This window comes from Ancylobacter mangrovi (assembly GCF_024752335.1).
In the GTDB taxonomy this organism is placed as follows: Bacteria; Pseudomonadota; Alphaproteobacteria; order Rhizobiales; family Xanthobacteraceae; genus Ancylobacter; species Ancylobacter mangrovi.
In genome coordinates this window covers 132,165-147,948 of sequence record NZ_JANTHY010000005.1, presented here as the reverse complement: position 1 = coordinate 147,948, position 15,784 = coordinate 132,165, and the positions used below count along the sequence as shown (strand labels likewise).

The window sequence follows — 15,784 nt, the reverse complement described above, 5'->3', positions numbered from 1 at the left end:
TCCCCTCGCCGCACGCCGATGCACGGTTGAGCGTCTATTTCAGCTCCACCACCACCTCTTCCAGCGTGCCCTGGAAATCGAACGGCGCGCGGTAGTCGGGGCTGACCGCCGTTCCGGTGTCGGCGCCGATGTCCTGGTTCTCCGACAGCGAGAACTTGTACGGCGTGGTCCTCGCCACCTGTCCGGACCCGACCTCCTGCCCGTCCACGAACAGGGTGACGGTGCCGCCCTTGCCGACCTCCTTGTCGCCCTCATAGGCGAAGTCCATCTTCACCATGCGCTCGCCACTCGCCACCAGGTCGCGGCTCGAAACGGAATAGACGTCGACGTCGATGAAGTTGTGCGCGGCGGTCAGCCTGCCGTCCTTCATGTAGAAGGCCCATCCGCCGGTGTTGCCGCCCTGGGTGAAGATCATGCCGTTGGCGTTGTCCTCCACCTTCACCTTGGCGGACACGCTGAACGACTTGTTCTTGAGATCGGGCGCCGAGGATTCGGGCAGGCCCGTCAGGACGCCGTGATAGGTGAAGCTGGTGCGGTCGCCCGCGAGGTTGGGCTTGCCGGTCAGTTCGGCGCTGAACCGCTCGGCGCCGCGCCAGTCGAGCGGCAGCGCCTTGTTGGCGGAAGCCTCCGCCCACCACAGCGCGGTCATCTCGGCGAGCTTGTCGGGGTTGTCGGTGGCGACGTCCTTGCCCTGGCTGAAATCGGTGTCGAGGTTGTAGAGCTCCCACTTCGCCTTGAACGGATCGAAGTCGCCGCGCTCGGGCTCCCACGGCTCGAACGAGAGCGAGGCCGCCCACCAGCCGTCCTTGTACATGCCGCGATTGGCGAACATCTCGAAATACTGGCTGGTGCGGATCTCCTTCGCCTTCGGGTCCGGGAGCGTGGACAGGAAGCTCTTGCCCTGGATAGGCGTCTGGGCGGTGCCGTTCACGCTGCGCGGCTCGGCGATGCCCGCCGCGTCGAGGATGGTGGGCGCGATGTCGATGACATGGGTGAACTGCGAGCGGATCTCGCCGCCGTTCTTGTAGCGCTCTGGCCATTTGACCACCATCACGTTGCGCGTGCCGCCGAGATGGCTCGCGACCTGCTTGGTCCACTGGAACGGCGTGTCCATGGCCCAGGCCCAGCCGGCCGGGAAATGGTTGAAGTGCAGCTCTGTGCCGATCTCGTCGATGCGGTCCAGCATGTCGTCGGTGGTCATGAGATAGGCGTTGAAGAAGGCGTTCTCGTTCAGCGTGCCGTCGAAGCCGCCCTCGGCCGAGGCGCCGTTGTCGCCGACGATGTAGATGACGAGCGTGTTCTCGGCGTCCGGCATCGCGGCCACATAGTCGAGCACGCGGCCGGTCTCCTCGTCGACCTGCTCGCCATAGGCGGCGAACACCTCCATCATCCGGCTGTAGAGCTTCTTCTGCTTGTCATCGAGGCTGTCCCAGGCGGGCAGGCTGGCGGGCCGGGGCGTCAGGATGGTGTCCTGCGGGATGATGCCCATCTGCTTCTGCCGTTCGAAGGTCTGACGGCGGTATTCGTCCCAGCCCATGTCGAACTTGCCGGCGAACTTCTCGATCAGGGCCTTGGGCGCCTGATGGGGAGCGTGGGTCGCGGCGGGCGCGAAATAGAGAAGCCAGGGCTTGGAGGGCTGGATGGCCTCGATGTTCTGAAGCCACTGGATCGCATGGTCGGCGAGATCGACGCTGAGGTAGTAGCCCTCCTTGTCGGGGGTGCCGATCGGCGTCTGGTTCTCGAACAGATAGGGCCGTACCTGATTGGTGTCGCCCGCCATGAAGCCGTAGAAATAGTCGAAGCCGAGCCCGTTGGGCCAGTGGTCGTAGGGGCCGACCGCGCTGGTCTCGTAGATCGGCGTGTTGTGGTTCTTGCCGAACCAGGAGGTGATGTAGCCGTTCTGACGCAGGATCTCGGCGACCGTCGCCGTGTCCTTCGGGATGATGCCGGTATAGCCGTCATATCCCGTGGCGAGCTCGGTGATCACACCGGTGCCGGACACGTTGTGATTGCGGCCGGTCAGCAACGCCGCGCGCGTCGGCGAGCACAGTGCCGTGGTGTGGAAGCGGTTGTAGAGCAGTCCCTCCCGCGCCAGCTGGTCCAGCGAGGGCGAAGGGACGCCGCCGCCCGAAACCTCGAACTGGCCGAAACCTACGTCGTCCAGCAGGATCAGCAGGACATTGGGCGCGCCCTTCGGGGCGGTGACGGGCGCGGGAAAGGCGGCCGGGTCGGAATCCTTGAACGTCGTTCCCACCGCGCCGCGGAACTTCGGCTCCGCATAGGGCAGGACGACCTGCCCGTTGCCGACAGCCGGAGAGCTCTCCGCGCTCTGCGCGACGCCCTTTGTGGTCTGTGCTGCGAGAAGGGAGGAAACGACGGCGGCGAGAACAAGCGGATGGCAGAACATGGCGGGCTCCTCTGGCGCTCTCGCGACACCGTTCTCCGCAACGTTCCGACGCCGGATCGGTGCCTGCTGGAACCATTCTAGCATGACTTAGGGGAACATCCGGCATGGCGGGCGGCGTGAGCCGTAAGAGCCGGGCCGCCTCGCGCCACCATGATCGGCGGTGGAAAGACGGCGGCGGAAGGCAGATGGGGAATCACCCACACCCTCGATGCCGTGATCAGCTCCGCGACGATTCCTGTCGCAGCAGTCGGGAAGGGTCGGGCTTCTCTGCGGGAGTGTCGGGCGCGATCCGCGAGTTCCGGCGCGCGCCGGTCCGGCGGTCGCGATCAAACCTGAGATCGGATGATCCCGAAAGGATGAATGGTCGGAGCGAGAGGATTTGAACCTCCGACCCCCAGTCCCCCAGACTGGTGCGCTAACCAGGCTGCGCTACGCTCCGACACCCTTGGGCGACGACTGTCTAGCCATTTGCCGCCCGCTACGCAAGCGGGCCGGGCGCGGGCGTGATCTTCGGCGGTGGATCGGCGTCGGGATCGGGCTCCGGCCCCACGGTTTTCTCGACCGATGCGCTGAGCCGCTGGAACAGGCCGAGCGAGACCAGCGTCACGCACCCCGCCCCCATCAGCGTGGCCGGATAGATGATGTGGGAGACGTTGTCCTGCGAGGTCTCGAACACCAGCACCAGCGCCTCAAGGAACACGGCGATGATGATGGTGGAGATGAATTTCGTCAGCCCGCGCCGGGCGTCGGCGGCGGTGCGCTTCTCGCGGCGGGCCGGCACCTCCTCCTCGAAGAAGTATTTGGCGACGTCGAACAACGCCATTGCCACGATGAGGTAGCCGACCGCCGAGAACAGCGTGTGCTCGACCGGCTGGTCGCCCATCAGGCTGTCCTTGACCGCGCTGTAGGGGGCATAGACGAGCAGCACCGCGGCCACGGCCATGATGGCGCAGGCGGCGACGGCGAAGACGGCCCGGATGAAGAAGCCCATGAAATCGACCACGAAACCTGCTGCTCCCACTGCGTGCGCAGGTAACTAGATCGGCCGGCCGGCGCGACAAGTCCGCGGGCCTCTGGACCGGCGCGTTCCCCGCGGTTCGAACTCCTGGCCCGCTGCCGGCGCGCTATACTCGCCAGCGAGAGGTCCCATGAACCAGCCATCGCGCCACCATCACGCCCACCCTGCCCCGCCGGCCTCGGCGCCCGCGGCGCCCGCGGCCGAGCCGCTCTGGATCGCGCCGCTCGAGCCGATGCTGGCGCGTCTCGAATCGCGGCGCTCCTCGCCGCTGCGCGGTCTGGTGGAACCGGGACCGACGCCGGCCGAGCTCGAGCGCATGCTGCATCTCGCCGCGCGCGTGCCCGATCATGGCCGGCTGGTGCCCTGGCGCTTCATCGTGGTCGCAGGGGAAACCCGCCGCGCGCTCGGCGAGCGGCTCGACGCGCTCTATGCGCGGCAGAATCCCGAACTGCCGGCGGGAAAGTCCGACATGTGGACGCTCTACATGCTGCGCGCACCGCTGACGGTGGTGCTGGTCAGCCGGCCCGATCCGGCGGCGAAGGTGCCGGAGTGGAATCAGGTGCTCTCGGCCGGCGCGGCGGGCATGGCGCTGACGGTCGCCGCCTCGGCCATGGGGTTCGCCACCCAGTGGCTGCTGAAATGGCCGGGCCGCGATCCGCAGGCGACGGCGCTGCTGGGCGTGAAGCCGGGCGAGAAGGTCGCCGGCTTCATCCATCTCGGCCGCCCCTCGGTCGAGAGCGCCGACCGCGCGCGGCCCGCCCTTGAGGAGGTGGTCAGCGCGTGGTCGCCCGATCAGCCCTCGACGTCGAACGAGACGCCCTGAGCGAGCGGGAGCTGGCGCGAGTAATTGATCGTGTTGGTGGAGCGCCGCATATAGGCCTTCCACGCGTCCGAACCGGATTCGCGCCCGCCGCCGGTCTCCTTCTCGCCGCCGAACGCACCGCCGATCTCGGCGCCGGACGGGCCGATATTGACGTTCGCGATGCCGCAATCCGAGCCTTCCGCCGACAGGAACGCCTCGGCCTCGCGCAGGTCGTTGGTGAAGATCGACGACGACAGGCCCTGCGGCACGCCGTTCTGCAGCTTGATCGATTCGGGCAGGCCGGCGCTCCTCAGCACGTAGAGGATCGGGGCGAAGGTCTCGTGCGTGACGATCTCGACCTGTTCGTCGATCTCCACCAGCGCCGGGCGGACATAATAGGCGTCGGGCCACACATCGGCGAGCACGCGCTCGCCGCCATGGATGGTCGCCCCCGCCGCGCGCGCCACGTCGAGCGCCTTCCGCATGCCCTCATAGGCCGCGGCGTCGATCAGCGGGCCGATCAGCGTCGCCTCCACGCGCGGATCGCCGATGCTCACCGAGGCATAGGCCTTGGCGAGGCGCGGCACGAAGCCCTCGCTCACCCCCTCCTGCACGATCAGGCGGCGCAGCGAGGTGCAGCGCTGGCCGGCCGTACCCATCGCCGCGAAGGCGATGCCGCGCAGCGCGAGGTCGAGATCGGCCGACGGGCAGACGATCGCCGCGTTGTTGCCGCCGAGTTCGAGGATGGAGCGGCCGAAGCGGCGCGCCACCCGCTCGCCCACCACGCGCCCCATGCGGGTCGAGCCTGTCGCCGAGACCACCGGCACGCGCGTGTCGTCGACCAGGGTCGCCCCGACCTCGGCGCCGCCGATGAGAAGCTGCGACAGCCCCTCCGGCGCGCCGCCGAAGGCGTGCACGGCACGCTCGAACAGCGCCTGCACCGCGAGTGCGGTGAGCGGGGTCTTCTCGGAGGGCTTCCACAGCACGCTGTTGCCGCACACCAGCGCCAGCGCCGCGTTCCACGACCAGACCGCGACCGGAAAGTTGAAGGCGGTGATGATCGCCACCGGCCCCACCGGGTGCCAGCTCTCCATCATCCGGTGGCCGGAGCGCTCGGAGGCGATGGTCAGGCCATAGAGCTGGCGCGAGAGGCCGACCGCGAAGTCGCAGATGTCGATCATCTCCTGCACTTCGCCAAGACCCTCGGAAACGATCTTGCCCGCTTCGAGCGTCACCAGCCGGCCGAGACCGGCCTTGTGCGCGCGCAACTCCTCGCCGAGCAAGCGCACCAGTTCCCCCCGGCGCGGCGCCGGTACGGTGCGCCAGGCCTCGAAGGCGGCGACCGAGCGGCTGACGGCACCGGCGACGTCGTCGCGGGACGCTTCCGCCACATGCGCGATCGTCTCGCCGGTGATCGGCGAGCGCGTCGCCCGCGTGCCGTTGCGCCAGCTCGCGTCGGGCACGCCCATGGCGCGCATCAGGTCGGCGATCTCATCCGCGACCGGCCGCGCTGCGTCGGCCCCGCTTTTCCTCGTCATGTGCAGAAACTCCTCGGCCGCATCGCGCGGCATCGTGAGCATGGTCAATAACATTGGCGGCGCGGGCGAATCCATCGGGGCTTTCGGCCGAGACGGCGGCGGCGCCTCAACGCCTCGCGCGTGCGCGCCAGCAACGCCCGCGCCTTTCCCGAGAGGTCATTTTTTACCGCACGTCCTGCGCTGCAGCCTGTGCGTAAATCCCTGCAATCGAAGAAAAACAGTCCCCACTCATCTTGCTTCGCACAACAGAATAGGTCAGCCTGTACTGACGTTGAGGGACATGAAATCCATCGTGCGCGGCACGTTTGATTTCCCTTTCCAGCCACAAAATCGTGATGCCGTCGACACATTTCCTTTTCATTCCGTTCCGCGGGATGCAATTGGAAAAGGACAAGGCTATTGACGGCTTGGGGAATGGGACGGATCGCCGGCGCGGCATTCGCGGCGGGGATCTTCTTCGTCACCGGCGGCAATGCGGCGCTTGCTGATCAGAAACCTAAATTCGCGAATACCGGCATGGCCTCCTACTATGGCTATCGTGGACGCACCGCCAATGGCGAGCGCCACAGCCCGGCGGCCATGACGGCAGCGCACCGCAGCCTGCCTTTCGGCACCAAGGTGCGCGTTACCAATGTCTCGAACGGACGTTCCGTCGTCCTGCGCATCAATGATCGCGGCCCCTTCGTGCGCGGGCGCATCATCGACGTGTCGACGGCGGCGGCGGAAAGCCTCGGCTTCCGCAAGCGCGGTGTCGCCAAGGTGCAGATCGCGGTCGTCGACTGACGCCGCCGGCTTCCCGACCCGACGCGGGCCGCGGCGCGGCATCGCGATCCGGCGCCCGTGCGGGTGCGCCCCGGCGTGCGGGTCTCGCGTCCTGATTTTCCGGGCGGATCGTCAGCCCTTGCGGGCGCGGGCGGCGTCGAGCAGACGCCGGCATTCCTGAAGCTCGTGCAGGGCCGCCTTCAGGTTCTGTATCTCGTCCGATGACAGGTCGAGGGGCGGCACCGCCAGCGGTGGCGCCCTGAGCGCGTGCGTGGGCACGGCGTCGGCTTCCAGATCCTCGTCGCCCGGCGGAACGGGCGCGTCCTCGAAATCCTCGTCGAACGCCGGTCCGGGCTCGGCTTCCGGCGCCACGGCGCGGAACGGGAAGTTCGGCAGCGCCTCGCCGGCGGCCCGCTCGTCGCGCGCGCGCTCGGACGGTTCGCGCGCGGGACGGTTCTGCGGCGCGAGATCGGGCAGCAGCGGAAGTTCGAGATAGTCCTGGTCGTCGTCCTCGGGGTCGCGGCGCCGCGCCGGGCGGCGGGCCGCCGGCTCGTCCGGGCTCTCGCGGTGGCGCGAGGGCAGCAGGTTGAGGAAGCCGCCCAGCCCGCCACCGTGCGTCTCGTCGTCGTCCTGGTCGCGTCCGGGATGGCCGGCGTCGATGGGCCCCACGCCCGGCTCGGGGCGCTCGCGCCGGCGCGCCTCGGCGGCCTCGAGCGCGGCACCCTCCAGCACTTCGGTCTCGACGTCGCGCCAGATCGCCTGCACGTAGCGCGGGCCCTCTTCCTTGAGGATGCGCTGCACGCCGCGGATGGTGTAGCCCTCGGCGTAGAGCAGGTGCCGGATGCCGCGCAGCAGTTCGACGTCGTCGGGGCGGTAGTAGCGCCGACCGCCGCCGCGCTTCAGCGGGCGGATCTGCGGAAAGCGCGTCTCCCAGAAGCGCAGCACATGCTGCGGCAGGTCGAGATCCTCGGCCACCTCGCTGATCGTGCGGAAGGCGTCGGGGCCTTTCTCCACGGCCGGCTGCTCCTTCGGATTCCCCTGTCCCGCGCTCACGTCTCGGTGGAGGCGCCGTTGATCTGCTGCTTGAGGATATTGGACGGCTTGAACACCATCACCCGGCGCGGCGCGATCGGCACCTCCTCGCCGGTCTTCGGATTGCGGCCGACCCGCTCGCCCTTCTGGCGGACGACGAACGAGCCGAAGGAGGAAAGCTTCACGGTCTCGCCACGCGCGACGCAGTCGGCGATCTCCGACAGCACGGTCTCGACGAGCGACGCCGATTCGGTCCGCGACAGGCCGACCCGCTGGTACACGGCCTCGCACAGATCCGCGCGCGTGATGGTACGACCCGCCATTGCTCGTCTCCGCCTCTTTCAGCCGTGGCTCTTCCGAACGTTGAACGTAGGCACGCCGGCCTCGCCCGGTCAACGCTGCATCGCAAGGAAGATGCGCATCACCAGCGGATTAGCGCCGATCCCCAGGTGAATCCACCACCCATCGCCTCGATCATCACAAGGTCGCCCCGCTTGATTCGCCCATCCTTGCAGGCGGCGGCGAGGGCGAGCGGAATCGAGGCCGCCGAGGTATTGCCGTGCTTGTTGACCGTGACCACCACTTTTTCCGGCGCGATGCCGAGCTTGTGGGCGCTGGCGTCGATGATCCGGCGGTTGGCCTGGTGCGGCACGAACCAGTCGAGCGTCTGCGCATTCTCGCCGGTCGCCTGGAAGGCGTCCTGGATCACGTCGGTGATCATGCCGACGGCGTAGCGGAAGACCTCGCGGCCCTCCATGCGCAGATATCCGATCGTCTTGGTCGAGGAGACGCCGCCATCGACATAGAGCTTGTTCTTGTGCCGGCCGTCGGAGCGCAAATGGCTGGTGAGCACGCCGCGCCCCTCGCCCTCATCGGTGACCGCTTCCAGCACCATGGCGCCGGCGCCGTCGCCGAACAGCACGCAGGTGGTGCGGTCCGACCAGTCGAGGATGCGCGAGAAGGTCTCGGCACCGATGACGAGCGCACGCTTGTAGGCGCCGGACTTGAGGAAATTGTCGGCCGTCGCCAGCGCGAACACGAAACCCGAGCACACCGCCTGCAGGTCGAACGCCGCGCCGTGGGTGATTCCCAGCCCCGCCTGCACGCTCACCGCGGTCGCGGGGAAGGTGTTGTCCGGCGTCGAGGTGGCGAGCACGATCAGGTCGATCTCGCCCGGCTCCATGCCCGCCGCGTTCAACGCGTCGCGCGCGGCGGCGAGCGCGAGATCCGAGGTCAGCTCGTGGTCGGCGGCGATGTGACGCTCGCGAATGCCGGTCCTCTGGACGATCCATTCATCAGAGGTGTCGACCATCTGAGCGAGGTCGGCATTCGTCAGGGCACGGGCTGGCAGATACGCGCCGACGCCGCGCACCACGGAACGGATAGCATTCACGATGAAACCTGTAATTCGTCCGAAACTGCGACATCCACTCCGTTGCTCGCGCTCAGTCGCGGACGTCCCTTGATCCCCGCCGCAATGCGGGACAGCAAATCGTAATGGATCATGTCGTAGCCGATATCGACCGCCGAGGCGAAACCTTCGGCATCGGTGCCGCCATGGCTCTTGATCACCACGCCGTTCAGCCCGAGGAACACGCCGCCGTTCGACTTGCGCGGGTCGAGCTTCTCGCGCAGCGCGCGGAAGGCGCCGCGGGCCAGCACGTAGCCGATCTTGGCCATGAAGCTGCGGCCGATCGCCTCGCGCAGGAAATCGGCCACCTGCTTGGCGGTGCCTTCGGCGGCCTTGAGCGCGATGTTGCCGGAGAAGCCCTCCGTCACGACCACGTCGACCGTGCCGCGCCCGATGTCGTCGCCCTCGACGAAGCCGCGATAGTCGAGCACGGGCAGCGCCATCTCGCGCAGCGCGGCACCGGCCTCCTTCACCTCCTCGACGCCCTTGACCTCCTCGACGCCGATATTGAGCAGGCCGACGGTCGGGCGCTCGATGTCGAGCACGATGTTCGCCATGGCTGCGCCCATCACCGCCATGTCGACGAGGTGCTGGGTGGTCGCGCCGATGGAGGCGCCGACGTCGAGCACAACGCTTTCCCCGCGCATGGTCGGCCACAGGCAGGCGATGGCCGGGCGTGCGATGCCCGACATGGTCTTGAGGTTCACCTTGGCCATGGCCATCAGCGCGCCGGTATTGCCGGCGGAGACGGCGCAATCGGCCTCGCCCGTGCGCACCGCGTCGATGGCCCGCCACATGGAAGACACCCGGCGGCCCTTGCGCAGGGCCTGGCTCGGCTTGTCGTCCATCTGCACGGTCACGTCGGTATGGAACACCGTGCTCGCAGCCGCGAGGCGCGGGTGCCTGGCGAGCAGCGCCGCGATGCGGGCCTCGTCGCCGAACAGCAGGTAGCGGATGTCGGGATGGCGCAGCAGCGCGATCTCCGCGCCCGGCAGGACCACGTCGGGACCATGGTCGCCGCCCATGACGTCGAGCGCTATGCGGACGGTCGATGACATCTGCTGGCGTGGTCTCGCGGATCGTGGCGGCGGCCTTCATCGGCCGCCGCAGCGGTCAGGGCATGCCCCAGATGGGCGCGCATGACAAGTGCGTCCTGCATTCGGGCCGTAATGGGGCGTTCGATTCGACGTCTAATCCTGCCCTTCCTTACCGTTCTTGCGCAGGCGCGCCAGCGCGGCGAAGGGCGAGAGCTCGGCGGCAGAGGGCTCGGCGGGCGGCTCGAAGATCGCGCCGGGCTTGCGCGGATAGGGATCGAGCCCGAGCGCGAGGAACTCCGCGACCACCGCGCCGGCGTCGATGATGCCGTCGACCAGCGGGTCGGGAAGGTCGGCCTCGCGGACGTCGATCTCGGTGCCGGGCTGGATCTCGGGAATCTGGTCCTCCGGCGCGAAGCGCAGCTCGATGTCCTCGGACACCGGGCTGTCGAAGTTCTCCAGCGTGACGACGCACGTCTGCGTGACCACCGCGTCGACATGGCCTCCCACCTCGACCTGGCCCTTGGCGCGCGGCGTCAGCGTCACCCGCGCGCGGAGCGCGGGAATGCCGGGAATGCCGAAGTCCTTCGCCAGCGCCGCCCGGGTCCCGGCGTCGGGAGACAGGTTGAGCGTAAGCCCGTCGTCCGGCAGGCTGGCGACGGTGACGGGATGGGAAAAGGGCTGTTCGCTCGTCATGGTGCGGAACGCTCCTCGGATATGAAGCCGGCAGGCGCGGGCAGCGGGAATTCGCCCGCGGCCAGCGTCGCGAATGGCAGCGCCGCGAGTGAGCGCGCCGCCTCCCTTATATAGGCCGCCATGGCGCGTGCCTCAGCCCCGCGGGCGGAATCGGAGCTGAAAACATTGCGCAGCACCCCTTCGGTGAGGGCCTGCGCATCGTCGCGGTCGAGCGCGCCGTCATAGGCGCCGACCCGGCCGTAGAACGACTCGGCGACCTTCTTCATGCGCTTGGGCACGGCCACGTCGCTGACGCCCATTTCGCGCAGATTCGCGTCCATGTCGACGCAGAACGCGTCAAACACGCGCTGGCCGAGCGCGCGCTGCTCCTCGCCCTCGCTCTTGAGGCGATGGAACAGCAGGAAGGCGTGCACCAGGATCATCTCGAACCGTCCCTCGATCGTGTCCGGCACGCCATAGGCGGTGTAGAATGACGGATCGCGCGAATGCGCCACGATCGCGCCATAGAGCCGCTGGATGGTCTCCCGCCCGTCATCCCGGCGGAAGAAGCGCAGAATCATGGGTCGGTCTCCTTCTCGCCGCTCCCGCGCGACGATCGCCTTCCGGCGGGGTAGCGCGCGGCTCGGTTGCTGGCAACCCCGCCGTGCAGCGGCCATGGAGCGCCGATTCGCCTCGCCGGTGCGGGTTTGCCGTCCGGGGCGGCGGGCAGAGGTTGCCGTACGCCCCGCGCTTGTGCTTTCTGCACGGCGAATGTTGCGAAAAGGGAAGTTGGAGTGGAGTTGATGGCATCGACCTGCGCGGCGCACGCGACGGCCCGGTCTCGCGGGACCCGTTTGCGTAGATCCGGCCTGCTCGGCGCCTGCGCCCTGGCGGCGCTGGGCATGTCCGCCTGTTCCGGCGACATGCCGATAGCGAACGCCAATCTGGGCCTGCCGCGCACGCCGACCAACTTCGTCACCGAGCAGCAGCGCGGCTATGTGCCCACCCCCGGCGCGCTCGACCAGATCCCGATCGGCTCCAGCCAGGAGCAGGTGCTGCTGGTGCTCGGCACGCCCTCCACGGTGGCGACGGTCGATGGCGAGGTCTTCTATTACATCTCGCAGAAGACCAAGAAGGTCATGTTCATGCGCCCCGAGGTCATCGAGCAGCGCGTGATCGCCATCTATTTCGACCCGAAGGACAAGCGCGTGACCCGCGTCGCCGACTACGGGCTGAAGGACGGCAAGATCTTCGACTTCGTCAGCCGCACCACGCCGACCGGCGGCAACGAGCTGTCCGTGCTCGGCCAGTTCTTCAACGCCACCCAGTTCAGCCCGTTCTGAGCCGGACCGAAGCGGCGGCGCGCCCTCAGAAGCGCGTCGCGGCGAAGGGCTCGGGATCGGTGCAGGGTGCCTCGCCGGTCATCATCTCGGCGAGCAGGCGTCCGGTCACCGGGCCGAGCGTGAAGCCGAGATGCTGGTGGCCGATGGCGAGCCACAGCCCCTTCTGCCCCGGCGCCGGGCCGATCACCGGCAGCATGTCGGGAAAGGCGGGCCGGCTGCCCATCCAGGGCTCGGGATCGGCGCGCTCGCCGAGCGGGAACAGCCCGCGCGCGATCGTCTCCGTCCTGGCGAGCTGGACCGGCGTCTTCGGCGCGTCGCGCCGGGCGAATTCCACGCCGGTGGTCAGGCGGATGCCGCCGACCATGGGCGTGATGACGTAGCCGCCCTCCTCGTCGAGCACCGGCCGCGACAGCGCGGCATTGCCTTCAGCGCGATAATGCATGTGGTAGCCGCGCTTGACCGCGAAGGGCAGGCGCAACCCCAGCGGGCCGAGCACGTCCATCGCCCACGGGCCGAGCGCGACCACCGCCTCCGCCGCCTCGACCTCGCCTTCGGCGGTCGTCACCTTCCACCCGGCGCCGACGCGCGCGAGCGTGCGGGCATCGCCGATCACGATCCTGCCGCCCATGCTGGCGAAATGGTCCGCATAGGCCTTCGTCACCCCACCGGGGTTCGAGGAGGAGTGCGGGTCCGACCAGATCACCGCGCCGGAGAAGACCGGCCGCAGAGAGGGCTCCATCGCCAGCGCCTCGTCGACGCTGATCTCGCGGGCGGTGAGGCCGTATCTCTGCGCGAGCGGGAACTCGTTGCGCTCGTTCGCCAGCCCCGCCTCGCTGCGGTAGAGCTTCAGCCAGCCGCCCTCGCGGAACAGGCCGGTCGCCCCGCTCGGCCCGGCGAGCCGGTCATGCTCCTCGATGCTGCGCGCCAGCAGCTTCTCCATGGTGCGGGCATAGTCGAGGATGCGGGCGGGTGCCGAGGCGCGCCAATAGGCGTACATCCACGGCACCAGCCCCGGCAGCGCGCTCCAGTGATAGTTCGCGGCCGGATTGCGCCCCAGCGCCACGTCGACCAGCGCCGTGAGGCTGCGCGGGAAGGCGACCGGATAGATCGAGGCGCGCTCGATCAGGCCGGCATTGCCGAAGGACGTCTCCTCCCCCGGCCCGCGCCGATCCACCAGCACCACCGAGCGCCCGCGCCGGGCGAGGTGCAGGGCGATCGAGGTGCCGACAATGCCGGCACCGAGCACTATCGTGTCGGTCTTCATCGCGTTCGGGTCCGGGAAGTGGATAGCGCGGGGGGCGCCGGTTGGAGCTCAGTTGATGGGGAACGGGAAATACTTGGCGTTGATCTTCTGGTAGGTGCCGTCCGCCTCGATTTCCTTGATCGCCTTGTTGAACATCTCGCGCAGCTCGGTGTCGTCCTTGCGCACGGCGATGCCGGTGCCGTCCGGATTGACGTCGGCGAGGTCGGGGCCGACGAACTTGCAGCACTTGCCGTCGTCGGTCTTCTCGAGCCACTCATAGAGCACGAATTTGTCGGCGAGCACCGCGTCCAGCCGGCCGGCGGCGAGGTCGGCATTCGCCTCGTCCTGCGTCGGGTAGAGCTTGATCTCCGAGCCCTTGTACTTGTCCTCGAGATAGACCGCGCCGGTGGTCGAGGACTGGGCGCCGATCACCTTGCCCTTCATCGCCTCGGGCGAGATGTCGGTGATCGGGGTGTCCTTCGGGGCGATGAAATTGCCGGGCGTCAGATAGTAGGGGATGGTGAAGTCCACCTTCTCCTTGCGCTCGTCGGTGATCGACATGGAGGCGACGATGGCGTCGTATTTCTTCGCCAGAAGCGCGGGAATGATGCCGTCCCAGTCCTGCGCCACGAAGGTGCACTCGACCTTCATCTTCTCGCACAGCGCCTTGGCGATATCGATGTCGAAGCCGACGAGCTGGCCGGTGGTGTCGACCGAGTTGAAGGGCGGATAGGCGCCCTCCGTGCCGATCCGCACCTTCTTGATCTCGGCATGCGCCACGCCCGCGCCGACCGCGAGGGCGGCCGCCGCAGCCAGAACCGTCACGAACGTCGTGGAGGCGATCTTCTTGGACGCGATTTTCTTGGGCACGATCTTCATGGGATGATTCCTGTTGAACGGCCGAGGCCCGTCGCGCACCGGCCCGTCGAGGCTAGGCGCGCGCTTCATCGGAGGCAATCGGGCGTTCCGCTAGCCTTTGGTCGGGGCCGGCCGCGTCGTCAGAAATGGCTGAAGCTACCCGCGCCGAGGTCCATCGGGGCACCTTCGCGGTCGCGCACCAGCAGCCCCTCGCCCGCGAAGGTACGCCCGATTACGGTGGTGCCGATGCCGGCGGCCGTGGCGGTGGCCGCGAACGCGTCGAGATTGTGGTCCGGCATGACGGCGAGGATCTCGTAGTCGTCGCCGCCGGTCAGTGCGGCGACGAGCAACGCCGGCTCGGCGGCGATGGCCGCGCGCGCGGCCGGGCTCAGCGGCACCCGCTCGGCCTCGATCTCTCCGCCGACGCCCGAGGCCGCCAGCATCTTGGCGAGATCGCCGGCGAGGCCGTCCGAGACGTCCATGGCGGCGCTGGCGAAACGGCGCAGCGCCCCGGCCAGCGCCAGCCGAGGGCGTGGGTGCAGATAGCGGTCGGCCAGGAACTCGCGCCCAGCGGAATCGAGCGCGGCGAAGCCCGGCCGGCCGGGCTCGCGCCGCAGGCAGAGGCCGAGCGCGCCGTCGCCGATGGTGCCGGTAACGACGATGGCCTGCCCGGGTGGGGCGCTGGCGCGCTTCACAATGGTGCCGGCGGGCACGGCGCCGAGCGCGGTGATCGAGATCGTCAGCGGGCCGGGCGTGCGCACCGTGTCGCCGCCGAGCAGCGGCGCGCCATGGGCGTACGCATCGGCGCCGAGCGCCTGCGCGAAGGCCTCCAGCGCCTCGGCCGGCATGTCGGCGGGAATGGCGATCGCCAGCAGGATGCCGAGCGGTTCGGCGCCCTTGGCGGCGAGGTCGGACAGGTTCACCCGCAGCGCCTTGCGGGCGACCGATGCCGGCGGGTCGTCGGGAAAGAAATGGACGCCGGCGACCAGCGCGTCCTTGGTCAGCACCAGATCGTGGCCAGGCGGCGGGGCGAGCACCGCAGCGTCGTCCTTCAGGCCCAGTGCGCCGGGATGGCGGGCGATCGGCTCGAACAGCCGGGCGATCAGCAGGTCCTCTCCGGAGATCCTTCCCTCGCCCGCGCCGCCCGTCATCGCCCTGCCCTCAGCCGGTGAATTCGCCGGGCCGGTGTTCGCGCGCCAGCCCGTCCAGTACGGCGTTCACCATGCCGGTTTCCTCGCGGTCGAGGAAGGCGGCGGCGACGTTCACATATTCGGCGACCACCACCCGCGCCGGCACGTCCGGGCGGGAGGCGAGCTCGTAGGCGCCCGCGCGCAGCACGGCGCGCAGCACGGCCTCGATGCGCTTGAGCGGCCAGCCGCGCACCAGCGCCGCGTCGAGCACCGGGTCGATGGTGCGCTGCCCGTTCACCACGCCGCTGACGATGTCGCGGAACAGGTTCACGTCGGCCGCGGCGATCTCGTCGCCCTCGATCTCGCGCCCGATCCAGTGGCTCTCGAACTGGGCGAGGATTTCCGGCAGCGGCGTCGCGGCGACGTCCATCTGGTAGAGCGCCTGCACCGCGTTGAGGCGGGCCGCGCTCTTGCGCACCGGCTTGTGCCCGGCGGGTTTGGCTGTGGTCGGTTTGGCAGTGCTCATGGCGG

General features: G+C 68.7%; 16 protein-coding genes and 1 tRNA gene. 3 read left to right on the top strand and 14 right to left on the bottom strand.

The window, feature by feature from the left end; genetic code table 11:
- Positions 1 to 34: 34 nt before the first annotated feature.
- The 3 genes from NVS83_RS14060 to NVS83_RS14050 form a co-directional block, all read right to left on the bottom strand.
- Positions 35 to 2,407, bottom strand: a complete 2,373-nt coding sequence (locus tag NVS83_RS14060) for an arylsulfatase (RefSeq protein ID WP_258739889.1) — start codon at positions 2,405 to 2,407, stop codon at positions 35 to 37.
- A gap of 361 nt (positions 2,408 to 2,768) precedes the next feature.
- Positions 2,769 to 2,846, bottom strand: a tRNA-Pro gene (locus NVS83_RS14055).
- Between the two features lie 39 nt (positions 2,847 to 2,885).
- A complete protein-coding gene (locus tag NVS83_RS14050) occupies positions 2,886 to 3,410 on the bottom strand; it encodes a GNAT family acetyltransferase (protein WP_258739888.1) in 525 nt (174 codons plus the stop codon).
- A 145-nt stretch (positions 3,411 to 3,555) separates the two neighbouring features.
- Here NVS83_RS14050 and NVS83_RS14045 point away from each other — a divergent pair, with 145 nt between their 5' ends.
- Positions 3,556 to 4,248: a nitroreductase family protein gene (locus tag NVS83_RS14045; protein ID WP_258739887.1), complete on the top strand. Its 693-nt coding sequence runs from the start codon at positions 3,556 to 3,558 to the stop codon at positions 4,246 to 4,248.
- Here NVS83_RS14045 and amaB read toward each other — a convergent pair.
- Positions 4,218 to 5,765 (bottom strand): L-piperidine-6-carboxylate dehydrogenase, encoded by a 1,548-nt coding sequence (gene amaB, locus NVS83_RS14040; RefSeq protein ID WP_374115065.1) that lies wholly within the window; start codon positions 5,763 to 5,765, stop codon positions 4,218 to 4,220. The genes NVS83_RS14045 and amaB overlap by 31 nt on opposite strands.
- 414 nt (positions 5,766 to 6,179) lie before the next feature.
- On the opposite strand from amaB, the gene NVS83_RS14035 reads away from it, so the two are divergent.
- Positions 6,180 to 6,548: a septal ring lytic transglycosylase RlpA family protein gene (locus NVS83_RS14035; protein ID WP_258734142.1), complete on the top strand. Its 369-nt coding sequence runs from the start codon at positions 6,180 to 6,182 to the stop codon at positions 6,546 to 6,548.
- 111 nt (positions 6,549 to 6,659) lie between these two features.
- Here NVS83_RS14035 and NVS83_RS14030 read toward each other — a convergent pair whose 3' ends face one another.
- The 6 genes from NVS83_RS14030 to NVS83_RS14005 all read right to left on the bottom strand — a co-directional run bounded on the left by NVS83_RS14030 (position 6,660) and on the right by NVS83_RS14005 (position 11,356).
- Entirely contained in the window at positions 6,660 to 7,541 is an 882-nt protein-coding gene (locus NVS83_RS14030; RefSeq protein WP_258739886.1) for a MerR family transcriptional regulator, read from the bottom strand.
- Between the two features lie 35 nt (positions 7,542 to 7,576).
- The gene (locus NVS83_RS14025; protein ID WP_258734144.1) at positions 7,577 to 7,882 is read right to left on the bottom strand and encodes an integration host factor subunit alpha; all 306 of its coding nucleotides are present in this window, start codon (positions 7,880 to 7,882) and stop codon (positions 7,577 to 7,579) included.
- Between the two features lie 98 nt (positions 7,883 to 7,980).
- A complete protein-coding gene (locus NVS83_RS14020) occupies positions 7,981 to 8,952 on the bottom strand; it encodes a beta-ketoacyl-ACP synthase III (protein WP_309486203.1) in 972 nt (323 codons plus the stop codon).
- Positions 8,949 to 10,028, bottom strand: coding sequence for a phosphate acyltransferase PlsX (plsX, locus tag NVS83_RS14015; protein ID WP_258739885.1), 1,080 nt, complete (start codon positions 10,026 to 10,028; stop codon positions 8,949 to 8,951). The genes NVS83_RS14020 and plsX overlap by 4 nt, the downstream gene beginning before the upstream one ends.
- A gap of 132 nt (positions 10,029 to 10,160) precedes the next feature.
- Positions 10,161 to 10,700 carry a YceD family protein gene (locus NVS83_RS14010; RefSeq protein ID WP_258734146.1) on the bottom strand — a complete coding sequence of 180 codons (540 nt, stop codon included), beginning with the start codon at positions 10,698 to 10,700 and terminating at the stop codon, positions 10,161 to 10,163.
- Complete coding sequence (locus tag NVS83_RS14005) at positions 10,697 to 11,356, bottom strand: ubiquinol-cytochrome C chaperone family protein (protein WP_258739884.1); 660 nt, start codon at positions 11,354 to 11,356, stop codon at positions 10,697 to 10,699. Before NVS83_RS14005 ends, NVS83_RS14010 begins: the two co-directional genes overlap by 4 nt.
- Positions 11,357 to 11,482: 126 nt before the next feature.
- On the opposite strand from NVS83_RS14005, the gene NVS83_RS14000 reads away from it, so the two are divergent.
- Entirely contained in the window at positions 11,483 to 12,022 is a 540-nt protein-coding gene (locus NVS83_RS14000) for an outer membrane protein assembly factor BamE (RefSeq protein ID WP_258739883.1), read from the top strand.
- Between the two features lie 25 nt (positions 12,023 to 12,047).
- Here the strand turns inward: NVS83_RS14000 and NVS83_RS13995 are convergent, their stop codons facing one another.
- The 4 genes from NVS83_RS13995 to nusB all read right to left on the bottom strand — a co-directional run bounded on the left by NVS83_RS13995 (position 12,048) and on the right by nusB (position 15,779).
- Complete coding sequence (locus NVS83_RS13995) at positions 12,048 to 13,286, bottom strand: NAD(P)/FAD-dependent oxidoreductase (protein WP_258739882.1); 1,239 nt, start codon at positions 13,284 to 13,286, stop codon at positions 12,048 to 12,050.
- Between the two features lie 48 nt (positions 13,287 to 13,334).
- Positions 13,335 to 14,144, bottom strand: coding sequence for an ABC transporter substrate-binding protein (locus NVS83_RS13990; RefSeq protein ID WP_258739881.1), 810 nt, complete (start codon positions 14,142 to 14,144; stop codon positions 13,335 to 13,337).
- A gap of 119 nt (positions 14,145 to 14,263) precedes the next feature.
- Positions 14,264 to 15,274: a thiamine-phosphate kinase gene (gene thiL, locus NVS83_RS13985; protein ID WP_258739879.1), complete on the bottom strand. Its 1,011-nt coding sequence runs from the start codon at positions 15,272 to 15,274 to the stop codon at positions 14,264 to 14,266.
- A gap of 10 nt (positions 15,275 to 15,284) precedes the next feature.
- A complete protein-coding gene (gene nusB, locus NVS83_RS13980) occupies positions 15,285 to 15,779 on the bottom strand; it encodes a transcription antitermination factor NusB (protein ID WP_258739878.1) in 495 nt (164 codons plus the stop codon).
- Positions 15,780 to 15,784: the final 5 nt, after the last annotated feature.

Excerpts from the sequence above, each read along its gene's own strand:
- NVS83_RS14060 (WP_258739889.1), bottom strand. The coding sequence starts at position 2,407 with ATGTTCTGCCATCCGCTTGTTCTCGCCGCCGTCGTTTCCTCCCTTCTC.
- NVS83_RS14045 (WP_258739887.1), top strand. The coding sequence starts at position 3,556 with ATGAACCAGCCATCGCGCCACCATCACGCCCACCCTGCCCCGCCGGCC.
- amaB (WP_374115065.1), bottom strand. The coding sequence starts at position 5,765 with ATGACGAGGAAAAGCGGGGCCGACGCAGCGCGGCCGGTCGCGGATGAG.
- NVS83_RS14035 (WP_258734142.1), top strand. The coding sequence starts at position 6,180 with ATGGGACGGATCGCCGGCGCGGCATTCGCGGCGGGGATCTTCTTCGTC.
- NVS83_RS14025 (WP_258734144.1), bottom strand. The coding sequence starts at position 7,882 with ATGGCGGGTCGTACCATCACGCGCGCGGATCTGTGCGAGGCCGTGTAC.
- plsX (WP_258739885.1), bottom strand. The coding sequence starts at position 10,028 with ATGTCATCGACCGTCCGCATAGCGCTCGACGTCATGGGCGGCGACCAT.
- NVS83_RS14010 (WP_258734146.1), bottom strand. The coding sequence starts at position 10,700 with ATGACGAGCGAACAGCCCTTTTCCCATCCCGTCACCGTCGCCAGCCTG.
- NVS83_RS14005 (WP_258739884.1), bottom strand. The coding sequence starts at position 11,356 with ATGGCCGCTGCACGGCGGGGTTGCCAGCAACCGAGCCGCGCGCTACCC.
- NVS83_RS14000 (WP_258739883.1), top strand. The coding sequence starts at position 11,483 with ATGGCATCGACCTGCGCGGCGCACGCGACGGCCCGGTCTCGCGGGACC.
- NVS83_RS13995 (WP_258739882.1), bottom strand. The coding sequence starts at position 13,286 with ATGAAGACCGACACGATAGTGCTCGGTGCCGGCATTGTCGGCACCTCG.
- NVS83_RS13990 (WP_258739881.1), bottom strand. The coding sequence starts at position 14,144 with ATGAAGATCGTGCCCAAGAAAATCGCGTCCAAGAAGATCGCCTCCACG.
- thiL (WP_258739879.1), bottom strand. The coding sequence starts at position 15,274 with ATGACGGGCGGCGCGGGCGAGGGAAGGATCTCCGGAGAGGACCTGCTG.
- nusB (WP_258739878.1), bottom strand. The coding sequence starts at position 15,779 with ATGAGCACTGCCAAACCGACCACAGCCAAACCCGCCGGGCACAAGCCG.